Origin of the sequence: Stenotrophomonas sp. PD6, assembly GCF_049199305.1 — a bacterium.
GTDB lineage: Bacteria > Pseudomonadota > Gammaproteobacteria > Xanthomonadales > Xanthomonadaceae > Stenotrophomonas.
On sequence record NZ_JBLZQD010000004.1, the window covers coordinates 292,905 to 314,018 of the forward strand.

The following is a 21,114-nucleotide window of genomic DNA, read 5'->3' on the forward strand; positions in this document are numbered from 1 at the left end:
AACATTGAAGCCAGATGACTCGCACCCAGATGTGCACTTGGAAGCACTGATTGCTCAAGCGCAAGCCATTACCGAGCGCTGGGGGCGCAAACACGATCTCTGGCAGGACACCGGGCATAAAGAGCCGTTAGAACACCACGACTCGGAGCCAGGGGAGGGGGTTCCTATTGCTTTGTTGTATTCGGACGGTGGTGTGGGCCGAAGCCTCAACGAAGGATGCGTAGAGATCAACGAGCTCTACGAAGAACTGGAGCGAATTGGTGTTTTCATTGAGCTGCAAGACTCTTGCATCGCTCACTACTACTTGATCAACGACGAGTCGGAACGCCAGCGTGAGTTCGACCGACGGGCACGGTGGAAGTGGACTTGCCGTCTGATTGAAGCAGATACAGCAGACGTGTCAGGGGACATTTACGCCTACTTTGCGGAGCGCCCCGAGGACTTTCACCGTTTGCCCCATCGGGCCTTCGAAGAGTTGATCAGCAGCATTTTTGCTGCACGAGGATGGAAAACGCGCATTGGCCCTGGAACGGGCGATGGGGGAGTGGATGTTCGAGTCTGGCTTGAATCCCCACTCGGTGACAGCCTCACACTTATCCAGGCAAAGCGTTACGCCGAAAGCAACCCCATCGGTCTAGAAGCCGTTGCCGCCCTTGAGGCGCATTCTCGAAGGGAACAGGCCAATGGGCTGTTCATCACCACTTCCCGATACCTGCCAGGCACAAGCGACTGGGCATCACGGGAAAAAGTGCTGACGCTTGCGGACAAAAGCGATCTTCAGGCGTGGTGCCACGAAGCAAGTCAGATAGCACTTAGGGAGAAAGCTCACGCGCTGGCGTTGAAGTCCCTGCTACCACTGCTCCACTCCGTCCGAGAGGGGCATGCCTACGGCCGCTTGGTTGCATGCAGAGAAAGAGCATCCTTTTGCGTGGTGCTGAAGGAGAACGCGACTGGGGCGCTTCTCGCAAACCTTCCCTCCGAGCTCATTGCCGGCGATGCGATGAGAGGAGCGAAGATGCCTGTCTTGACAGGCCAGTTGATCGATGGGATGCCAGGAGGACCAGTGTTCCGTGCGATCAAAAAGGGGACGGGTGACAATGCTTACTACTGGGGACATGGCAACTACTACACGCCATGGGATGGTCAACCACTCTGGTATGACACTTGGGATTGAAGGCGAAGAAGCAGGGTAAGGACCGCACCAAACCAAGATATCGGTGTCACTTGAGGCTGAAGCCTTGGCTGCTCTACGAGCAGCCGGGGTGCTGCTGCAGAAATTCTCAACGGAAAAACGTGGACGTGGCATCGCCCTCGCACCAGTCCACTGACGTTTGGACGCGAATGCCTGGCCCAGGGGCGAGGGCTCATGTTTGTGCTTTCAGGCGTCACAAACTGGGCCAGATAGGCAATCACCAAGTGGTAGAGGATTACGGTTTAGGCCCTAGGCAAGTGATACTAAACTCTTGCATTCCGATCCTTGGTGGATTGTAGAACTGCCGATACCAGCGGTAAGCGATGGCTTGGCCCACATTGCTCTCATTGCACGCCGGCATACCGACTTGGCTCCCATAACTGCCGTTGGGGGTGCAGCCGGGCTGCCCCGTGCAGGTTGCGGCGGGAGTGGCGGAAACCACGGACGACTCAGTCCACGCCCAGTGGTAGGGGTTGTTCGTCCTCCCTACCAAGTCGGAAGCGCAGGCTTGGCGGCACACGGCCAGCGACGTGCCGCCACCCGTCCAGTTGTAGTCGCAGTAGTGCATGCCCATGTTGGACACGCACTCGAAGTCATATGAGTAGGCGTAGTTGATGTTCCCCACGTCTCCCAATGCGTTGCACTGCTCCGCGTAGCTCGCTGTCTCGCTGACGTTTGCCGGCCAGTTGCCAGGCATCGGGGCAGGGGTCTCCACGCGGGTCACCGGCACGTTGTTCAATGCCCATTGCAGCCGTGCTGTCTCCGCTGGAGTCAGACGAACCACCGCATCGGGATACCAATATTGAATCGCTGAGGAACCCGAAGGGAGCGGGAGGTCCACGTAATCGGAGGAATACCACGCCGCCACCTGCAAGCTGCCATCGCTGCAGCGGGGGGCCGTGGACACGCACGTGTTGACCGCGTTGCGCTGGTCGCCGGTATCCGACCAGGCCGACCATCCACCGACGTTGGGCACTGGTGCCGTGGTGCGACCGGCGGGGCAGGCGTAGGTGATATCCCGCGAACGGACCTGCTCCCATTCCCGCGACACATTCCCAGTCGTCCCCGAAGGGCATGACCCCGTGCGGGTGACCCACTGGGCCTGCGTTTGCCGCTGGATACTGGGGCAAGCCTCGCAGCTGCTGGCAATCGTCTTTACAACTTCGACAGCACGTGCCCAAGCTTCGGGATGTTCCCACGCGTCGTCGGTGTTGGGGTCAACGCCGCCATTTGGACAGACGGTGCGGGTCCGAAGCGTTTCCGTTCCCCACGTCCCTGCCGGGCACGTGCCCGTCTGCGCTTGGGTTTCTGCCTGCTTGCAAGGCACCAAGGCTGGCGGCAGCGGGGAGGGAAGGCCGATGGGCGAGGGCTGCGGCACGAACGGAATCGCTGCGGCCGGCGGTAGGGCAGGGCCAGCCGGAATGGCGGGGGGCGGCACTCCGGGGGAGGGAGCGACAGGGGTGCCTGGTAGTGCATCGTCCACCGAAGGCGCGGATGCCACGGCTCCCGTTGGGGTCGTTGGTGCATCAAGGAAGGGAGACGGCACGGGTCCAGCCGGGTCAATGACAGTGGCAACGGAGCCACCGCTTGCCAACCCCGAGTAATACACCACCTCCAACATGTTCCCGCTCTCCTGGCAGGCCGCGGCCAATGTGGGCACATCCAGCTGGCCTGCCGTGTTCCATTTCGCCGACGTCCCGTCCACTCGCACATCCTGAACGTAGGCGTCCCCCGCCACCGCACTGAGGAACGGCACGCAAGCCCGGCGGGGCACGCCGGAGAACGCCACGGTGAAGCTGTCTCCAAAGCGGTGAACCGTGGAGGGAGTGATGGAAATGGGACCGCCCCATGCGTTGCTCAGCGCCGACCCATGCGATCCCTTTCGGAAGTCGGAAGGCGCCAAGTTGTCCTCCACCACGCTAGAGGCACTTACGTTTCGAAACGTGCCCACAACGCCGTAAGAACGATCAATGGCGCTCGCCATCGCGCGGAGGTTCTCAACGTCCGTTGCCACATGCACTCGGGTTTGGACACGGGGATAAAAGAACAACGCCGCTGCGCCCATGGCCGCGGCAGCTCCCAAGGCCAGCAGCAACTCGGCCAGGGCAAAGCCTGGAGCGGGCGAACGTGGGTTTGGGCGGGCATGCGGTGTCATTCACTTCAGCATGCGACAGAACCGCGTTTTGACAAGCCCTTGGGCGTTTTTGGATTTTAGTCAAATAGCTTTCAAATCAATGGGTTGACAAGGATTGAACTTGTGGTTGGATCAAGATGTAGGAGCGGTTTAATGGGTAAGCCGACCTACTCACAAAACCAACAAAAGAGAGCCCAAGCATGAAGATTCATCCCACCTATACCGCCAGCAATGACCTGGCGCATTTCCAGCTCCACACAGCCCCGCAGCTCCTGGATCGCACCAACGGGTTGAACCAACTAGCCGACAAGCACCGCCGAATCCAGCGCCTTGCCACCCGGGCCCGCCGTGAGCGACGCTGGAAAAAGGAAGAGGAGCGCTTCGCATGAACTTGAACTTGGCTTTGCTGTTAGTCGGCATCCTGAGCGCTGCGGTGTTCTACCGGGATATGGTTGCCAACCCCCTTGACGCCGGGCGTGCATTGGTTCGGTTCTACCAACTACCGGCCCAACGTCGGCATAGCAGCGTTCTTCAGGCCGTCTCGGCGGAGTGGTGGCGCGTGACGTTGGTGCCTGTCTACGTCTTGGCAGCCCTGGTGCTCGTCGGAATCTTGGGAGGGGGGCAATGAGCGCCTCAACGGAAAACCTCATCCGTGCCATTCAAACGAACGACTCGATGGCCTTCTATGGTTGGCTGCACGCGCTCAGGGGCACACCAGACGTAGATGCCGGCGTGGCCGGTGATCCGGGCATTACCCCTTTGGCGGTGGCCGCGGTCATGTATGCCAACGTGCTCAAGTCGGACCGACACCAAGCAGGGCGGTATGCGGCCATGGTTGCAGCGCTTCTGGATGCGGGAGCCAATCCCCTGGTGCGGATCGGTGAGCGGTTCGTCGTGAGGCGAAACCATGCCGGGAAGCTCGAACGGCGTCGGGTAGCCGATGGTAAGACACTGGCTGAAGTCTGCGAGGGCGTTCTTGCCCCTGCAATGGAGGCCTGGTTCGCACGCTATACCGTGGATCGAATGAACACCGAACTCCACCGACACCACCCGGCGTTCGTTCAATCCCCACGGCGCATCGCCGAGTGGGCTTGAAGCAAGGGCCGGCGGCTGCTCGCCGCCGAAAAGCAGGTGGGAGAAAGGGCGGGGAAGGCCACGGCTTCCGCCGTGCCCAGGCGTCGCTGAACCGAGGACGTCTGCACGGCTACAACCCCCTAGCTGCACGGCCCTTGCGGGAATAGGTTTGCATCGTAGTGTGTTGCACAACCTACCCACAAAGGAGCTGTCGTGCGTCTAGTCATCACCGGGTTCAAGGGCGGCATTGGCCGAACCAGCACCACCCTCAACCTCGCGGCCCGGCTGGCGGAGCGTCGAAGCGTGCTGGTCAACGACCAGGATCCCCAGTGCGGGGCGCTGGCATGGGCTGCGCTGTCTGACCAAACCCCCTTCGCTGTTGCGCGGGCGTCCAGCCCAGGCTTGTTCGATGTGGAGATTGTGGACATGCCGCCGTCCATGCCGATCAAGGAACAGATGCCGGACGCCGACCTTTACCTTGTGGTCACAACGCTGGACGCGGCCAGCTACACCGTGTTCCTCCGGACTGTTGCGCTGCTGACGGAACAGGGTAAGCCCTACCTGGTGGTCGCCAACCGTTACCGCCCCGCCCGTGGCGAGCAGAAGCGGCGTCTGGCAGAGGAGCCGCTGCTGGCTCAGGCCATCGTCATCCGGGATCGAGCGATCCTCTCGAGCTATTACGAGCGGGGCACCACGGTTTTTGCATTGGATGGCAAACGCGCCCAGGCCGCGCAGGCTGACTTTGTTGCACTGTCCGATGCCATAGAGTCGAGGCTGAAGGCAATAAAACGCGCGGCGCAACGTCGAGCAAAGAAGTCCAGTGACCTGCGCAAGCAGCGGGTAAGTCGGCTTACCCAGAAAAAGTTGACCCGTGCTGGGAGGCAGGCATGATGGTCGTCCCGCCTCTGTCCCTGACTGACCCCATGGCCCCCAAAAAGACCCCAGCAAAGAAAGCAGCCGCTAAGAAAACGCCGGCTCGCAAGAACTTGGCAGCCGCTGCCAAAGTGGTTCATGCCAAGCCGGAACGGACCTACGCGTCGCTCGTAGACCTGGGGAAGTTCAGCAAAAAGCAGCTCGCTGAGCTCATGGTGGCGGCCGGGGACGCCGCAGGGCGCAAGACTTACTTCGACTACAGCGAGGAGACGCCATACACCCGATCCGGGCAGAGGGTCTACCTGGAGGTGGGGCGCGATTCAACGATGTTCGACTACCGCGACGAAAACGGGGCGCGTGTTGAGCGAACGATGGTCACCGTGCCGCCGAAGCTCCGCGAGCAGATCCAGGACGTCACCGGGGAAGAGCAGCCGATTCTCACCACCGCGCTCATTGCGCTGGCGTCCTGGGCCTGCCAGGAGCTCAAAAAAAGCAAGCGTCGCCTCGTCGTGACCACGGCAACTGACGACCTGGACCCGGTGCGGAAGCAGGTCCGGAAAGCCATCGTGGGGCGGGCGAGGAAACAACGGTAGCCCTGGGGTAGGAGTGAACGGCAGGCGGCCATGGGCCGCCTTTTTTATGGCTGGCTGCAGGTGGAAAAGGCAACGTCAAAAGCGGCTCAAAGAAAAAGCAAAAGCGGCGTGGGGAGAAGGCGGGTGGGCCTCGGCTTCCGCCGGGCCCGGCGCTTGGCTGGAAATGTGAGGCGTTTCAGGTTTTTGAGTTTTCTGCGGTTTTCCGTCAGTTTTGTGTTTTAGTCAGAAAAAGGTTGGGTTTTTCGGTTTACATTTTCCGGCCCTGCCGTAGCCTGGATTCATAGGGAGGCAATGTCGCTAACCTGAATCATAAGGGTAAAAAAAAATGGGAACTTCTAATCCGTATCCTACTAACCTCGACGTGGCCAAAGGCATTCTTCATCTACTCGAGGGAGAGTGCGTGGGGATGACGGGCGAGCAACGCGTCGCCTTGGCCAACAGCACTTTGGACGTTCTCCGGCCGTTGGCGGACTCCCTATGGCCCGGTCATGCTGAGGCGGCCTACATGCTCGCTGGCATGCTGCCACAGGTCGATTGCGAAGACTCGATCACTGGGTGGAGGATGATCGAAGAAGCTGAGCGATATCTCGTCGAAGCAGCCGCGTGCAACTTTGCTGATGCGCGCGACGTTCTCGCTCTACAGGACTCTCGCAGCAAAGGCCGACTGAGCCGAGCGCTGGAAGCGCGAATCTCGGAACTGGCTTATGACGGTGATTGACTCATACAAGATCGGAGGGCAGCCGGCCCCGCGCCGGTTGCCCACAGTTCGAATCGGCACTGACAAAGCAACCGCTTTTCGAGCCTTGGCACGCCAGCTGGGGCTTACGCCCACCGCCGCCCTGGCGTCCCTTGTCGCTGCTCATGCCGAGGTGCGCGAGCCGTTCGAGCCCCGAGTCCGTGCCCAGCATGGGCCGGATGGGAGGCGCTACGGCGCGATTTTGCCGGACCCGAAGGTGACCGAAGAGGTGGCCAAGGGCTTGGTGGAGGATGCCCGGAAAGCGGGGATCTCGTTGGGCGAGGCGATGCGGCAACTGGTGGACCGGTGCCTGGAGCAGAGCCGGTGAGGCGGGAACCAATCGGGGAGGGTAAATGGCGGCTCAAGGGTCGCCTTTTTTATGCCTGTAGTCTGGCGATTCTGCGACAAGATGGGGCAGGTGCCCCTTCGTTGGGAACTCATTTTTGGGAGTCGTGGGAAGGTGGCGCGGTGGCTGGGGCTGGAGCCCCGGCCCATCTCCTAACCCTCCCCGAAGGGGGCTTTTAGAGGCGCGGTCCCGAGCCGCGTTCTTTTGAGCTCTTGAAGAGAAAAAGCAACGTCCAAAGCGGCATGGAGCAAAAGCTCGTTGGGAAAAGGGCAGGTGGGGCCTCGGCTTCCGCCGGGCCCGGCACTTTGCAAGAAATGTGAGGCGTTTCAGGGTTTTTGTATTTTCTGAGGTCGCCCGTCAGTTTTGTGTTTTAGTCACGAAAAGGTTGGGTTTTTCGGTTTACATTTTCCTGGCCTGTCGTAACCTGGATTCATGGGGAAGCAATACGGCAGACCTGTAAACAAACAAGGATTCATCATGAAAAACCCTCGTCGCCAAACCCTCGAAAACCGCGCCGCCCGTTTGGGTTTGGAACTCTCTAAAGCAGGTCGCTACGTCAAAATGGAAGCCGCCAACAACTGCGAAGCCACCCCGCGCTGGGAGCTCTCAGACGGTAAACACCAATCCACCCTCCGTGGGTATGCCACCCTGGCCGAGGTTTCCGAAGCGTTGGATTGCGAGGAAATCAGCCAGTGAGCCGGATAGGGTGCTGGGCAAAGAGGCGGCCAGAGGGCCGCCTTTCTTTTGTCTGCTCCCCCGTCACCGCTCACCCCATACGCTCCGTGCATGGATCACCTCACCACCCCAGACGGCCGCTACCTCATCGTCCGCGGGCGCCTCTGGCGCACGACCAACCCAGCCCTTAGCGAGCCAGAGAGGGCGCGTCTGGTCCACGAACTGATGGACGCGCGGCGTGCCATCAAAGCAGCGAAGGCCAAAGGGGATGGGGAGGCGCTGGTTGCCGCCCGGCGCGCCGTGGACAGCGCGAAGAGGGGATTGGGCGAACGTGGGCCGGTGTGGTGGACCGACGGGGATCGGGATTGGAACCGGCACCTAGTGAAGAACTCGCCCTATGCGGGATGGTTCAACCAACAAGCCAACGGCGAGGCCGAGGCCTGCGAACTGTAAGATGTGGGCTTAAACAGACTTCCGCCTCATGCGTCAGGGATGCTTTAGCCATGGCAAGGAACAAGCCCATCGATTTTCCCGTGCTCTTGGTCGAGTGCGACACAACTGGCGTGACGCGAGACGACCCGATCATTCACATCATGTGCGTGCTGGTCGATAAGGGGCAGGACGGCAACGCGCATCCTGCTGCCATTTATACCGGCTACCAGGAGGTGGCCGGGCCATCTTCGGAAGAGGCCTTCAAGGCACACGGCATCCCTGATGAGCGGCTGAAAGGGGAGAGCCTCGACTTGGAGCTGGATTCAGAACTGGCGCTGGGAGCATTTCCCGGCCGTGGCTCGCATGGCGATCATGTGTGGTGAGGTGGAGAACGACGGCTATGGAACCATCCATCACCTGTCCGAGCTCCTTAAAATCGAGGCAAGCTCATACGAGGTGGTGTTTGACGAGGACGGGCCGCCGACGCTGACCGTCAAGTTCGGGAGGCGCAAGGTGCTGGAATGCTTCCCCGAGGCCTTTCTGAAGTGTGTAGAAGGGGATCGGTTCCGCTTCCATGGGAAGGAGGGCTACGACTTCATCACCGCCTACTGCGACTCGGGCGATGCCTAGCGTGATCGCGCCTTCCGCTTGCAAACAACCCCCTCGAACCTGGCGCTGTCTGGCACATGGGCCTACTTGCAGAAGATCAAGGGCAACGAATACGTCATTGCTGCATAGGCCCGCATTCCGCGCCGAGCGTCAGCCCGGGCTCTCGTTTGCCAAACGCGCCCAGGCAGTCTGTAGTGATCTAACCTCATCTGCCCACGCCCTGTATTCGCCCAGCGGCATTGGGGGCTCCAGGCCGCGCTTCACAAGATCTAGGTGTTTCGACTTCCTCGCCATCACTTCTCGATACCGCAACTCCGATTCTTCCAACCTGTCCGCCCGTTTCGCAGCCTGCAGTTGGGCCAACCGCCGAACCGAATCCGGGTTTGTGGACAGCAAGCGGGGAGCGTGACGCAGCGCCTTCCCACCAGTCATCGGAATCCGCTTTTGATTCGTCACTGGGTCCATCGCCCGGTGGCGCCAGCACTCGCGCCAGTCCTCCACATCTAGCGGGCCACCGCCTGGCACGTCCATCTCAACGACGATCCCATGGGCCTCAATCAGTGCCCACACGGCTCCCAAGAACGCGTCCGCCGGAAGCCGTAGAAGGGTCACGTGGCCCTCTGCCAACACCTCGGCCCCGTCCCTCAGTCGTAACGCCAGCAGGGCCTCGCCGACAGCATGCGGATCCCCGGCACGGGTGCTCCAGCCCACCAGGCCGACACTCTCCCCATCCACCACACCGGACCATGCATAGACCCGGAAGCGGGGCTTGTCGAAACGAAAGCTCAGGTGGGACAGCAGCCGCTCGCGCTTCGAGTGCCGCGATAGAGGGGTGAAGTGGTTCTCTGCGTAGAGCAACGCGGAACGACGCCGCGCCAACAGCAAGGCCACCCGGTTAGGGGCCGCTGACGCTTGCCGGTCAGACCAGCTCACGACATCGCGCAGGCCCTTTGCAGCAGTGCAGGGACGGCAGGCAGGCACCCAGTTCTCTACCACGTTAGCGGGGCCGCCCAGTTGCGCGGGGACCAACGCGGCTGCGGTCCAAGACTTGGGAGACGACAGGTCCAGAGGATCGGAGCAGAAGGCGCAGGTGTTGCCGAACTCCGCCAAAACGGCATTGCGTTGCCACCCATTGGCCTTGCCTTCCAGCGGGGCGTCGGCTCGGGCGATGGCATCAAGGAAGGGGGCGAGCTCAAGCATGGGAAGTCCCCCAGCCGCTCAACGCAGACCCACCAAGCGGTTCGCAAAACGGAGGAAGAGGGGCGTTGCAGGGGCTTGAAAAAGATTCGACTAAAACGATTTGCCAAGCCTGTTGAACCAACCCAGTCACCGCCGATCTCAAACCAAGAACCCGCTTCGCTGATCCGTTCTCAGGCCAGCACTCAACCCCCAACCGCAGATCGAATGCCGGGGCGCAGTGAACGAGAGCCGGGGCAGCCCGCTTGACTAAAACAGATTGGGTCAGCGCTCTCCAGGCACCCGAACCGAGCGCAGGAACCCAAGCACTCGACCATCCGAACCCCCGAGCAGAGTTGACTAAAACGGATGGAGGCAGGGCTTTCCGAACACCCGAGCAGCGCGTCCGAACTCCAGCACGCGCCATGCCAAACCCAAGGAATCGCTCAACGGAAATAGAGGGTGACAGGGAGGCGGGGACATGGGGGCTATCGGTGTTGCTGATACGGAAAGAGGCGGGGGGCTGATCGTTAGAGAGCAGGGTGAAGGGGGGCTGCGCTGGATGAACTGCAGGGGGAAAGTGAAACGGATTGGGGCGATGGAGTGAAGCGGGGGCGAGGGGCATTGGGGTCTCCGGGTTGTAAATGACTTCGGCTCTCCTTTACTTCTACCTGGGGAAATCGGAAGGGCAAGAGCGGTGAAGCGAAAACTGGGGGGCGATTGCGAGAAACCGATTTGTCTCCCTAGTCACCGTTAAGTGCTTTCCGGGGGTGAAGGGAGAGTGGGGCATACACAAGTCGCACCTCTGGTGAGTTCCGACTTGGCTAGAAACGCTGAGCGTTTCCACCCAGTAAAGCCTTGCTGCGCTTTGTTTCCTGTCTTGGCTAACAACTTGGCCGGCAGGTTCGCCAGAAAAGTGCTGAAAAGCCAGCAAAACAAAAGTTATTCGAGTTAGCCCGCTTGCGCTTATCAAATCCTCTGCTAATCCATGGTGCATGGGTTTTCATTGCAGGAGGGTAAGTGGTTCGCCAGTCGCTTCTAACCAAGTCGTTCAACATCGCCAGCGATGAGTTGGAACGCGCCCGGTATTGCGCCAAAGAGCAGGGCATTTCGCTCAACAAGTTCCTGCGATTCGCTGTCATCGAGAAAACCCAAGGCGTGCTTCAAGGCTTGGATACGGCAGACACGCTCAACGAGATTCGGGCAGCCGCCCGGGAATCGGAAGCCCGGCATGCCCTCGCGTTGGAAAGCGCACTTGCCGACATGCGGGTTGAAGTCGCCGCTGCGGTCCAGGCGAACGAGGACTTGGTGATGAAGACCCTTCAGGCCTTCAGTCAATTCCTGTCGTCACCCGAGCCATCCCAAGGAAGCCCGCGCAAGCCCCGTCCAGAAGCGGCGAAGGCGCCTTCCAAACCCGATGCGACCGACTGGCAGCGCTACGCCAGCGGCTCTTAACACTTTCCCCCACTGCCTCAAAGGAGGTCATCCATGAAACGTTTCGCACTCACGCTCACCATTGCCGCACTGCTTGCTCCGGGTCTGTCGACTGCCCAGGAGTCGCGTCAACCGGAACCGCAGAAGAGGACGGACAAGCTGCGCATGTTCAAGGCCGGCGGCATCGGTTGCTTGGCCGGCGGTGGCCTGGCCTATCTGACCGGAAAGAAAGACAAGGCGGCAGTGGCATGTGCTGCCGCCGCCGTAGTGGGTGGCATTGCCAGCTATCGCGCCCAGGTCAAGGAAGCCCAAGAAGTGGCAGATGCAGCGAAGGCTGCTGGCTTGGATGCTCAGATCCGCGTTAAGACCATCCAGACCCAGGACGGGCAAGCAGACGCGTTGGACGCACTGACCATTCGCTACAAGCCCGAGGACATGGCGCCGGTCAACCAGAAGACGTCCGCAACTTTGGACAAGCTGGCCGCCCTGATCAAGCGTTCGAACATTCAACTGACGGTTCGGTTCGAAGGCGGTGACCTGGCTGTCTGTCCGATACCTTTTGATGAGCTGCAGAGCCGCGGTGCCCTGAAAGGCCACAAGGCCGAAGTGGCATGCGGAGAGAACGGCGAGCCGTTCCTGATCCGTGTCACGCCGATTCCCGACGTTCGTTGATGCCAGCCGTGGACCGGGGGCGTGAGCCCCTGGTCCAAATCTCTCTCAATCTCCTGGAGGAACCATGAGCAACAACCCATCCCCTGAAGAGCTCCGCCGCCTCCAAGAGTTGGCTGAAATGTTTGACGACGGCCCGGCAATGCCAGGGACGCCGAGCCCTGAGCGGTCCGCTCCTTCGCCAGGCGCAAGCGAGGTCATGAACGCTGCCAAGCATTGGGGCCGCGTGTTCGGGAACAAGGCCAAAGAGATCTCAGAGAAGGCGGTCGAAAAATCCAAGGAGGCCCAAGACGCCATCGCACGCCGGGCAGCAGAGGCCAAGGGGAAGAAGGAAGCAGAGCGAGCGCAAAACGCCGCCGCCGCGATTCCATCCGCTGCGCCTGCCGGGCTCCTGCTGGTTGAGCCCGAGACGATTTCACCACCGGTTGTGACGGAAGCCACGGTCGAGTCGGAGGACGAGACAGCGCTGCTTGAGCGACTGGTTCCAATGAAAGCCAAGGCGCTTCGTGAGAACCCCGCAATCGCTGCATCGATCTACGACGGGATGAGCGCGCTCCCGCAGTTGCGCGACCTGCCCGATGAAGTGGTGGACCCTGTCACCCCTGATCAGCACTCCCCATCCGTCCCCGGAAGTATTTCCCAGGTGGCGTCTGTCGCATCAGCAGCGCCGGACCATGCCCCCAACAACGGGCCGAGCCGGACGAAGGCTTGGCGAACCTTGGCCGGGGCTGCGCTTGTTGTCCTGGTGCTTGCTGGCGCTACGGCATGGTGGGTCACTCGCCACGATTCCGAAACGCCGACCGTGCCTGCGGCCACGCCAACCGCGGCGGCAGTGCCCCCGGTTGTTGTCACCCCGAGCCCGGCTCCCGTCGTTGATCCGCTGCCGGTGGCCGTGCCGATTGAGCGCGGGCCTGCGCCGATCGTAGACGCAAAGGCTACGCCCCTGCCGGTCGCGATGCCCCCTGTTGAAGCACCGGCCGCAAAGCCCGTCCCCGTTGTCATTGCCCGTGCCAAGCCCACTCCCAAGGTTTCGATGCCCCCGGTCCGGCAAGCAACAAAACCTAAGGCCTCCGTCGTTCCCGCGCCCCAGCCAAAACCCAATGAAACACACGGATGGCAGGAAAAAGCCGAGGGCGACATGGATGCATGGGCAAAGAACGCGGGGATCAACTGATCCCCTTGCCGAAACCAAATGATCCATTACAAGTAAAGAATAACCAAAAAAAGGGAGGCGTTATGTTGGGTTGGCTTTTTCTTCCATATAAAGGCACGGGGGTTTCATTCACCTCCCGCTTCATGCGTTGGCATGGTGAGCGGTTCCTCGGGCGCCCCGAGGGCTTGGATCTCCGGAACGTTCTCCAGGACACGCGCGATAGCTATTACTACTTGGCTGTCGATCGTCCGGTTCAAGAGCACAAACACGATTTCAAGGCGTGGCAGATCGACCAGCAGCACGCGGAGGAGGCACGGCTCGTAAGCAAGGCGGAGATTCCCAAAGCAACGCTTTTGGCCGTCGTCGTGGTCAGCGTGATCTGTGCACTGGTCTCTGCTCCATTCGCAGACTGGAAAGGATCTCCCATCGGCCAGGGGGCATCGCTACTCAGCACGTGGGACGTAAAGAAGGGCAGCAAGGCGCTACGAGGTTTGCTCGGCTTAGATACATCGCCTCAAGAGGCGAAGGCGATCGATGACCCAAAGGTCAGAGCGGATTGCGAGAAAAAATTTCGGACTGAGCGCTTTGCACAGAGTGACATTGTGTTGTGCTCGAGCGTATGGGACGAGTTGAGAACTAAGGGGGGACAATGATCATGAACATCTATTCGCTGTTGGACGTGGTTGTCCAGCTCAAACACCGCGTGCTGTTGCGAGCACCGGCCCAACCCGTGGCCGTCAGATGCGGTCCAAAGTCGCCGCACGCTTTGCCAACGTTCGGGGGCAAGTGAACGCCCATAACCGGGTGTCGAGCCGCACGTTGGTGGTGCCCGCCGGTTACGGGCCCAAAGCGGAGGCACTGGGGGCCGTCTACGACGCGGCAACCAACGCCTACGTTGTCCCCGACGCTCTGGATGAGAAAGACGCAAAGTTCGCGCCGTTCTGGCCCTCTGCTCCGCGGGACCTGCAGAACCAGGAGGGACGTGCCGAGCTGTCGAGGGACGGCCAGGTCATCGAAAGCCTGGTCCATCCGCACGACCGCTTGCAGGGCGGAGACAGCACCGCGTTGTTCTTGATGTATGCAGCCCTGCCGACCATCGGTGCCGTGATCGCTGCCCTGACCTCCATTCCAGTCGTGGGTTGGCTGGCTTGGCTGCTGTTGCCGGCGGTGGTGCCCTACGTCCGCGCCATTGCGCGCAGCGAGAAGGCGCCCGAGGCGTTCAGGGCAACCGTGCTGACCTTCATCCTTCCCCTTGCAGCAGCCAAAGGGTTCCTCCTGGCGGCTGGATCCAACGAGATTGTCTTTGGCGCGTTTGCAACGATTCTCAACGTCTACCTCTTTCTCGGACTGCTCTATTGCCTGATGGCACCCGTTGAGCAGGAACAGCAAGCCTGGGGCGGTCGTTGGACGCGGATCAAAGGCTTCGCGTTGTGGAACACCGCCGGCTTGGTCGCCATCGCCATGACGATGCTCTTCCCGCCGGTCATCGGCGGCTTCCTCTGGTTCGTGATGGCAGGCGCCTATGGCTTCGTCTACTACGCCCGGGATTACAAAGAACGGACCCTGGTCCTTCAGTCTCAAAGCGCGCGCTTCAACCTGGGCAAGCAAGGCCTCATGGAGAACTTCAACAGCCAGGCGCTGGAGACCCGGGTCCGCAAAGCGCTGGCCGACCCCAGCCCCTTCATCCAGTGGGGCGTGGCGTTGGGCCACCTGCGGAAGAAGGGCGTCAAGAAGTCCTACGATACCGATTCGCCAGCGGGCATTTCCGTTGAGGACCTCTTCATGCACGCCATGATCTGGGCCGAAACCGGCATGGGCAAGTCCGCGTATATCCGCTGGTTGATGGCCGAGATTCTGAAATCCGGCTACCCGTGTGCGTTCGCGGTCTTCTGCGGCAAGGGCGCCCTCGCTGGCGAGGTCCGCGGCATGCTGGACATGGTGATCGAGACCGGCGTCCACTTGGGGCTGATCGAAGGCTTGGATGCGCAAGGACTGAAGGCCGCGCTGACCAATACCAAGATGGAAGACGACAACGCGGACATCTGGACGGGCATCTCGAGTTTGGTCATTGACCACGCCGCCGTGATCCTCGAAGCGCTTCATCACCACGAGCTCAAGCTGCGTGCGCTGGATGCAGCGAAAAAGCTTGAGCTGGAGACCGAGATTGAAGGGTTGCTTCAGGTCAGGGATCGCGATGAAGCCAATGGCAGAGACGTTGCTGACATTGATGAAGCATTGAGCAGGCTTGGCGAGCAGCTGGAAGAGCGCATTCACGCCATTTCCGAAGAGCGCGAATGGAAATGGACCTTGGAGCGCTTCGACAAGCTGATTCAAGCCATCGGTGACGTGCGCGCCAACAGCAACATTCCCGGCGAGGGCTTGCTTGCTGCGGCGGGATACATCGGGGTTCAACCCATTCACTTGGGCAACGACGAAGACTTTATTGCGCGCAAGGCTGATTGGGCACAGCGGCTGGCAACGGCCCCGCAGACCATCCATCCGGATCTGCTGCAGCCCGGTTCGCTGCTCCAGCAGTCGTTCGGCTGGGTGCTCAAGACGTGGCCGTCCTTTGCCGCAGAGACCCGTGGCAGCTTCATGGCCAACGTTCAGAACAGGCTGGTGCCGCTCATGCGCGGCAAATACCTGGTGGACGACCAAGGGGTGCCGTGGCACAGCATTGAGCATGGATCGGTCAACGTCGGCGACATGCTGAAGGGGACGTCCATGGGCGTCAACGTCCCAGATACCCGGCACGGGACGGCCGGCATTTTGGTTCAGAACCTCATCAGCCAGCGGCTCTACACCGGCATCAAGCTTCGCAACGAAGTCAGCGAGGCAGAGTGGCGCGGGCGCGGTGAGCTGCCCGTCATCCAAATCATGGACGAATGCCAGAACCTCATTGGCCGTGAAGAGCAGCGCATCCTGCCGATCTCTCGCTCGACAAAAATGGCCTGTATCTACGCTACGCAAGGTTACGAAGGAATCTTGGCCAAGCTGCCGGAAGCCGCTGCCCAGCAGTTCTGCAACAGCTTCCAGAACTGGGCCCTGTATCGCACCTCGCCTCAGAGCTACGAATACATGGAGCTGCGCTTCGGGGTAGAAGAAATGACTGTATTTCGGAGCAAAACGGCCGGTCTGGATTACGACGGCGGGCTTGACATGGTCTTGGACAACGCTTTGTTCGATCCCAACCACCCCAATGCAGCGGGCATGAAGCAGTTGCGCAAGGCCGGGGCGGGACGCGTGGTGGCGAGTCACATTGATCCGGTCAGCAAGAACCGCTGGGTAGGGCAGAAGTTCACGGGCATCCAAGCGACAAAAGACCTCGAGATCCCTGCAAATGGTCGTCGCGAGTCCCAGCCGCTGTTCTCCAAGTCCGAGTTCAATGGCCTGCTAAACCAGCAGGGGCGCGCCATCCTCTGGTTTAACCGCGCCGGTGTTCGCCGGGCTGACATCTGCAAGACCCCGTTCTTGCCTTTGGACAAGGTAGACGACGTGGTCAAGGCCATCAAAGCATCGAGGGCGGCGTAAGCCTCCCTCCCAACCACCCCCCCCCCACCGTAGGAGCCAATCAACATGGACCACACCGAGAAAGACCAACAGTTCCGCGATCGCATGGCCGCTTCCACCAGCGAGGAGTCCAAGCAATGGACCTCCCTGGACCGGAAAGCCGAGAGCGAGCAGCGCGACGTGGACAAGATGCAACGCTCGTTGGACAAGCGCCTCGATCCGGAGCGCATCATCCAGTTGGAGGAGCAGGTTCAGAGTCTAGGCCTTCAACGCCACGAGATGGAGGTGGCCGGCCGCCCCGGCCTCTTCCTTCGGAAGCAGCGAGCCGAATACGACGAGAAGCTGCAGGGCATCGAGACCGGCCTGAAGGAAGCACGCAAAGACATCCGGGAATGGTCCCGGCAATCCGAGCCGGAGGTGGTAGCCAAGCATCAGGCGCGCATGCAAGGCAAGCAGGACGAGCTCAACGAGACCGTGAAGCAGCGTCAAGGCCTGGGCATGCTGCCCTCGGAAGAGAAAAAGCAGGAGCAGCGCGTCGATGGGGCGGTCGAGACCCCGATGATGCGGGTGGACGAATGGCGGAAGAACCGTCAAGCCGCGCAGGGGGGAGACGGTGGCACGGAGGCGAGCGTGCCCCAATACGGACATGGCAAGTTCGGGTTTGCCACCTTTGCTGCCACCGCAAAGGCCGAGCAGGAAAAGATGCGCAAATACGAGAGCGAGTTCGACTGGCAGAAGCAGGATCGCGAGCGCCAGCCCAACGTCTTCCGTCAGTGAAGACAGACGCTTCCCACAAAGGGCTCCTCGGGGCCCTTTGTGTATGCAGCGTCGAATCATGAGTGGTCCGATCTACCCATAAATGCAACGTCAAAAGCAGCTTAAGGCAACAGCAAGGATCGGGGTTTGACAAAGGGAAAAGCGGACGCATGCTGAAGCAATGAACAACAATCCCAAGCGATTTGCCAGGCCAAAACGAACCGCCGTCATCAATGCGCGGGTTGAGCCCGAGTGCCGTGAAGCCTTGGAGGCGTATGCGCGCAAGCATGGTTACTCCCTGGCCGATGCCCTCTCGCGACTGATCAAAGAACATCTCATCAAGCAATAGTTACGGCGTTGACTAAAATGGAAAACTGTCGAGCGCTTCTCGTTTTCGCGCTTGCCAATGTGTGCATTTGTGTTTGACTGGGTTTACACAAAACACAATCGAGGGGGGTCCTCATGCATATTTTCGCTGACGCTTATGAGTTTTCGGTAGACAACGTGGGAAACCTGTTGCTCACGCTGGGTGGGATTTCCGTGGTGAGCTACGTGGTCGCAAACGTCGCCGGCTGGTTGGCATGATTGCCTGGATCCGCGCCGATCTAGAACAAATGGACCTGCACAACGTCGTGTTTGTCCTTCAGGTCGGTTTTGTGGTCGGGATTGCACTCTTCCTGAAAGTTTGCGGGTGATTGCCAAACCGGAAAAAACCGGTATGCAATGGGGATGGAACCCCACATCGACAATCAAGCAACCCTGAGCGGGGGCGATTTTTTGAATCGTTCCCATGAGTCGTTGCTCCACCCCATCCTCCACCCGCTGACCCTTGCCCGGTTCTACGGCAAGCACCACGAGCAGTTGGCCACGTCCGACCCCAGGCAAGCGCTGGCGTTGGCCGAGCAGTTCTGCCGTCAGTCCCAAGTCGCTGGCTTGGACACCTGCACAGAGGTGGGGTTTGACTGGGTGATGACGCCCAGCCGGTTCTCCAATCGAATCAACCTTGAGCTGGGTCAGGGCGGCCATGCCACTCTGGTCCAGGTTGAACCCGCTCTTTCCCCCTATCAGTTGGATGCGACGATCCATGCCGGCGTCAAAGGACACAAGGCGCTCGCTCAGATCTACGCCTTGCTGCCCAGTGATCAACGGGCCGGCCTCCTGTCGGAACTGCGCGAATCCATCGACCAGGTTCAGGCCAATCGCATCGCCGCCGATCGGCTCCAGGCGCTGCGGGCCCAGCCCGAGCTGCCTTCGCCACCCCAGCCGCGTTTGGACATTGCCCGCGCGCTGCAGCGCTTCGAGGTTCCTGAGCAGCAGGCGAGGGCGACAGAACAGCACCTCATCGCGACTTACGGCGACGCGTTGTCGCGGATGCATGGGAGCCAGGTGATTGCTGCTGCCCATGCGCGTTCTCCGCACTTAGGGCTCTACGGAGCGCCTTGGCAGACTTGGCTTTGCGAGCACGCAACGACGGGGAGCCTCGATGGGGTGGAGGCGTGTTTGGGTATGCAGGCCGAGCCCAATGTCCCCAACACCAATGGTGAGACGCCGCTACACCTTGCTGCGCGCCACGGCCACCCCGGCATCGTTCGTCGGTTGATTCGGGCCGGCGCGGATCCAGCCTTGGGCAACCCCCTTGGCGAAACACCTCTCCACGTTGCCGCCCAACACAATCATGCGCGTTGCTGCCTGGAGTTGCTGGCTGCAGGCGCGGACCCCGGGCATTTGGACCGGGAAGGGCGGAAGCCTGGTGACGTGCACCGGGGAAGGGGGAAGGGGCGTGAGCAAGCCTTCGGTCTATGACTGCTGGAGCTGGACGGTCCCATCGAGCATCGAGCCAAGCCGGGACGTCCGGTATTGGCCCCAGGCCCTGCTGTCCGGGGTCTGCGTCGCCACGGTGACCTATCCAGCCGCGCTATGGCTGGGCTGGCAGATTGGGAGCAGCCACACCCTCATGAACTACAGCCAAGGCCTCACCGGAAGCCTGGCGGCGCTGGGCAACCTTGCCACCGGCACCATCTCCCTGCGTGAGCCGGCCAGCGCGTTCTGGGAGGTCGCCCGCGAGCAGGCCACCTTCGGCACACTGGCGAGGATTGGAGTTGCGGCAGGGTTAGCTGGGTGGGCGGCTGCGTGGGTCACCCTCCGGGGCCTCATCCCACGCTCAAATACTTGGCATGTGTCCGGCGCTCAACTGCTGCAGGAGAAGGAAGCGTTGGCAGAAGCGCGCCGTCGGTCACTCACGAATAAGGAGCGGGCAGACGAGTTGCACGCCTTGTCGTTGCATCCGGCTTGGGTCGTTGCGAAGAAGCTGCTGGCCCGGCATATGTTCCTCTACGGAAGCGTGGGCAGCGGCAAGAGCGTCATCCTGAAGCACCTGTTGGAGCAGGTGGTGCGCGGGAAAAAGAAGGCATTCGTTTACGACATCAAGGGAGATCTCACCTCGATTTTCCAAGGGGTAATCGTCTGCCCGTTCGACAAGCGAAGCTGGATCTGGGACGTGGGCCGTGACGTGTCCAGTCAAACCCAAGCAGCGGCGTTTTCGCAGTCGATCATCCCCTCGGAGGAGGGCAGCGGCGCATTCTGGGCGTCTGCGGCGCAAGCCTTGCTGGAAGGCTGCGTGCGCGAACTGCAAGCCACGAGGGGCAAGGACTGGGGTTGGAGTGAGCTAGCTTCATTGGTGTCCCGTCCCGCTGAACCAATGTGCGCAGCCATGACAGTCTATTACCCCCGGGCCGCGGCGCTCATTTCCAACCCAGACAGCAACACCACCTCCAGCTGCATGGCCGTCCTCGCCAACGGCACCGCGGTCATCGAGCGCTTGGCCTTGGCCTGGCCGGGGCGAAAGCCGGATCGCATGTTCTCCATGTTGGATTGGATCAAAGACGACTACACGGGGCGCAAGCAGGTCATCGTTCAATCAGGGCCGGACGAGGTGCTTGCGCGCAGTTACATCTCGGCCATGATCAACGTCGCGGTGCCAGAAATCATTGGGCCGAGCCTGCCGGATGATGAAGCCGGGCGATTCCTGGGGTTCTTCTTCGATGAGCTCACATCAGCTGGCAAGCTCAACATCGAGCCATTGCTGGCACTGGGCCGCTCAAAAGGCGTAGTGGCCTGCATGGCCGTGCAGGACTGGAGCCAGGTTGAGAAGGTCTACGGCGACAAGACAGCCCAGGCATTCAGTGGGTTGGTCGGCACACACATTGTTTGCCAGTTGCAGGTCGGCGAGACGCGAGAAAAAATCAGCCGGAACCTGGGTAAGCGGACCGTTGCTTGGCGCACGCATGACGACAAGGCAACCGTCCACGAGGAGTCGAAAGCCATTGTGGCGCCAGGCCGGCTCACCGACGACCTGGGCTTTCGCAAGGGCAAGGCCTACGGCCCCGAGCGCTGGGGCATCCGCGCCATCGTCCAGGCGACCGGGGACTTGCTCCTGCTGGACTGGCCTGGGGTGAGCTACCCGAAGGTCCGCAAGGGACAGAGTCGGGCTCGGTGGACTAAGGAGGGCGCTCGCCCGGTGGAGCAGAAGCCCATGCCACAGAGTGACGCGCAGAGCGCCGCAGAGGTCCATCGCGTGTTGAAGATGACCGCGGACCAGGCCGCCGCAGAGCTGGAGAAGCGGGGCGCTACGTCGCCGAAGCTCCGCGCCGTCAGTGACGATGAGCTGGAATCCATCTTCCGCAAGTAGTGGGGGTTGTGGAGTTTTCAGGTTTTGGTAGATCTGAAGGGATATTTACTTCCTGGAGGATTCC

At 60.9% G+C, this 21,114-nt stretch carries 23 protein-coding genes; 21 read left to right on the forward strand and 2 right to left on the reverse strand.

The window, feature by feature from the left end:
- Positions 1 to 37: 37 nt before the first annotated feature.
- On the forward strand, positions 38 to 1,174 hold the full coding sequence (locus ACOZHM_RS09025) for a restriction endonuclease (RefSeq protein ID WP_421568912.1): 1,137 nt from the start codon (positions 38 to 40) through the stop codon (positions 1,172 to 1,174).
- Positions 1,175 to 1,427: 253 nt separating this feature from the next.
- On the opposite strand, the gene ACOZHM_RS09030 is transcribed toward ACOZHM_RS09025, so the two are convergent.
- Complete coding sequence (locus ACOZHM_RS09030; RefSeq protein WP_421568913.1) at positions 1,428 to 3,347, reverse strand: type 4 pilus major pilin; 1,920 nt, start codon at positions 3,345 to 3,347, stop codon at positions 1,428 to 1,430.
- 179 nt (positions 3,348 to 3,526) lie between these two features.
- Here ACOZHM_RS09030 and ACOZHM_RS09035 point away from each other — a divergent pair, with 179 nt between their 5' ends.
- The 11 genes from ACOZHM_RS09035 to ACOZHM_RS09085 all read left to right on the forward strand — a co-directional run bounded on the left by ACOZHM_RS09035 (position 3,527) and on the right by ACOZHM_RS09085 (position 8,685).
- Positions 3,527 to 3,715, forward strand: coding sequence for a hypothetical protein (locus ACOZHM_RS09035; protein ID WP_421568914.1), 189 nt, complete (start codon positions 3,527 to 3,529; stop codon positions 3,713 to 3,715).
- Positions 3,712 to 3,954 (forward strand): hypothetical protein, encoded by a 243-nt coding sequence (locus tag ACOZHM_RS09040; RefSeq protein ID WP_421568915.1) that lies wholly within the window; start codon positions 3,712 to 3,714, stop codon positions 3,952 to 3,954. The genes ACOZHM_RS09035 and ACOZHM_RS09040 overlap by 4 nt, the downstream gene beginning before the upstream one ends.
- Complete coding sequence (locus ACOZHM_RS09045; RefSeq protein ID WP_421568916.1) at positions 3,951 to 4,421, forward strand: hypothetical protein; 471 nt, start codon at positions 3,951 to 3,953, stop codon at positions 4,419 to 4,421. Before ACOZHM_RS09040 ends, ACOZHM_RS09045 begins: the two co-directional genes overlap by 4 nt.
- 192 nt (positions 4,422 to 4,613) lie before the next feature.
- Positions 4,614 to 5,291: a ParA family protein gene (locus ACOZHM_RS09050; protein ID WP_421100563.1), complete on the forward strand. Its 678-nt coding sequence runs from the start codon at positions 4,614 to 4,616 to the stop codon at positions 5,289 to 5,291.
- Positions 5,288 to 5,866 carry a hypothetical protein gene (locus ACOZHM_RS09055; RefSeq protein WP_421568917.1) on the forward strand — a complete coding sequence of 193 codons (579 nt, stop codon included), beginning with the start codon at positions 5,288 to 5,290 and terminating at the stop codon, positions 5,864 to 5,866. Before ACOZHM_RS09050 ends, ACOZHM_RS09055 begins: the two co-directional genes overlap by 4 nt.
- Positions 5,867 to 6,272: 406 nt before the next feature.
- A complete protein-coding gene (locus ACOZHM_RS09060; RefSeq protein WP_421568918.1) occupies positions 6,273 to 6,584 on the forward strand; it encodes a hypothetical protein in 312 nt (103 codons plus the stop codon).
- Positions 6,571 to 6,930 carry a hypothetical protein gene (locus tag ACOZHM_RS09065; protein WP_407364908.1) on the forward strand — a complete coding sequence of 120 codons (360 nt, stop codon included), beginning with the start codon at positions 6,571 to 6,573 and terminating at the stop codon, positions 6,928 to 6,930. Before ACOZHM_RS09060 ends, ACOZHM_RS09065 begins: the two co-directional genes overlap by 14 nt.
- Positions 6,931 to 7,425: 495 nt before the next feature.
- Positions 7,426 to 7,644 (forward strand): hypothetical protein, encoded by a 219-nt coding sequence (locus ACOZHM_RS09070; RefSeq protein WP_421568919.1) that lies wholly within the window; start codon positions 7,426 to 7,428, stop codon positions 7,642 to 7,644.
- 90 nt (positions 7,645 to 7,734) lie between these two features.
- Positions 7,735 to 8,076 (forward strand): hypothetical protein, encoded by a 342-nt coding sequence (locus ACOZHM_RS09075; RefSeq protein WP_407364906.1) that lies wholly within the window; start codon positions 7,735 to 7,737, stop codon positions 8,074 to 8,076.
- A 50-nt stretch (positions 8,077 to 8,126) separates the two neighbouring features.
- A complete protein-coding gene (locus ACOZHM_RS09080) occupies positions 8,127 to 8,438 on the forward strand; it encodes a hypothetical protein (protein WP_421568920.1) in 312 nt (103 codons plus the stop codon).
- A complete protein-coding gene (locus ACOZHM_RS09085; protein WP_421568921.1) occupies positions 8,419 to 8,685 on the forward strand; it encodes a hypothetical protein in 267 nt (88 codons plus the stop codon). The genes ACOZHM_RS09080 and ACOZHM_RS09085 overlap by 20 nt, the downstream gene beginning before the upstream one ends.
- A 129-nt stretch (positions 8,686 to 8,814) precedes the next feature.
- Here the strand turns inward: ACOZHM_RS09085 and ACOZHM_RS09090 are convergent, their stop codons facing one another.
- Positions 8,815 to 9,864 carry an HNH endonuclease gene (locus tag ACOZHM_RS09090; RefSeq protein ID WP_421568922.1) on the reverse strand — a complete coding sequence of 350 codons (1,050 nt, stop codon included), beginning with the start codon at positions 9,862 to 9,864 and terminating at the stop codon, positions 8,815 to 8,817.
- Between the two features lie 996 nt (positions 9,865 to 10,860).
- On the opposite strand from ACOZHM_RS09090, the gene ACOZHM_RS09095 reads away from it, so the two are divergent.
- The 9 genes from ACOZHM_RS09095 (at position 10,861) to ACOZHM_RS09135 (ending at position 21,050) form a co-directional block, all read left to right on the forward strand.
- Positions 10,861 to 11,295, forward strand: coding sequence for a hypothetical protein (locus ACOZHM_RS09095; RefSeq protein ID WP_394161450.1), 435 nt, complete (start codon positions 10,861 to 10,863; stop codon positions 11,293 to 11,295).
- Between the two features lie 33 nt (positions 11,296 to 11,328).
- Complete coding sequence (locus ACOZHM_RS09100; RefSeq protein WP_421568923.1) at positions 11,329 to 11,946, forward strand: hypothetical protein; 618 nt, start codon at positions 11,329 to 11,331, stop codon at positions 11,944 to 11,946.
- Between the two features lie 196 nt (positions 11,947 to 12,142).
- Positions 12,143 to 13,117, forward strand: coding sequence for a hypothetical protein (locus ACOZHM_RS09105; RefSeq protein WP_421568924.1), 975 nt, complete (start codon positions 12,143 to 12,145; stop codon positions 13,115 to 13,117).
- Entirely contained in the window at positions 13,090 to 13,749 is a 660-nt protein-coding gene (locus ACOZHM_RS09110; protein ID WP_394161447.1) for a hypothetical protein, read from the forward strand. Before ACOZHM_RS09105 ends, ACOZHM_RS09110 begins: the two co-directional genes overlap by 28 nt.
- An 88-nt stretch (positions 13,750 to 13,837) precedes the next feature.
- Entirely contained in the window at positions 13,838 to 16,627 is a 2,790-nt protein-coding gene (locus ACOZHM_RS09115; RefSeq protein ID WP_421568925.1) for a hypothetical protein, read from the forward strand.
- Between the two features lie 45 nt (positions 16,628 to 16,672).
- Complete coding sequence (locus ACOZHM_RS09120; protein WP_421568926.1) at positions 16,673 to 17,383, forward strand: hypothetical protein; 711 nt, start codon at positions 16,673 to 16,675, stop codon at positions 17,381 to 17,383.
- Positions 17,384 to 17,543: 160 nt separating this feature from the next.
- The gene (locus ACOZHM_RS09125) at positions 17,544 to 17,711 is read left to right on the forward strand and encodes a hypothetical protein (RefSeq protein WP_192095073.1); all 168 of its coding nucleotides are present in this window, start codon (positions 17,544 to 17,546) and stop codon (positions 17,709 to 17,711) included.
- Between the two features lie 380 nt (positions 17,712 to 18,091).
- Positions 18,092 to 19,165, forward strand: a complete 1,074-nt coding sequence (locus ACOZHM_RS09130; RefSeq protein ID WP_421568927.1) for an ankyrin repeat domain-containing protein — start codon at positions 18,092 to 18,094, stop codon at positions 19,163 to 19,165.
- A complete protein-coding gene (locus ACOZHM_RS09135; protein WP_421568928.1) occupies positions 19,143 to 21,050 on the forward strand; it encodes a type IV secretion system DNA-binding domain-containing protein in 1,908 nt (635 codons plus the stop codon). Before ACOZHM_RS09130 ends, ACOZHM_RS09135 begins: the two co-directional genes overlap by 23 nt.
- Positions 21,051 to 21,114 lie beyond the last annotated feature (64 nt).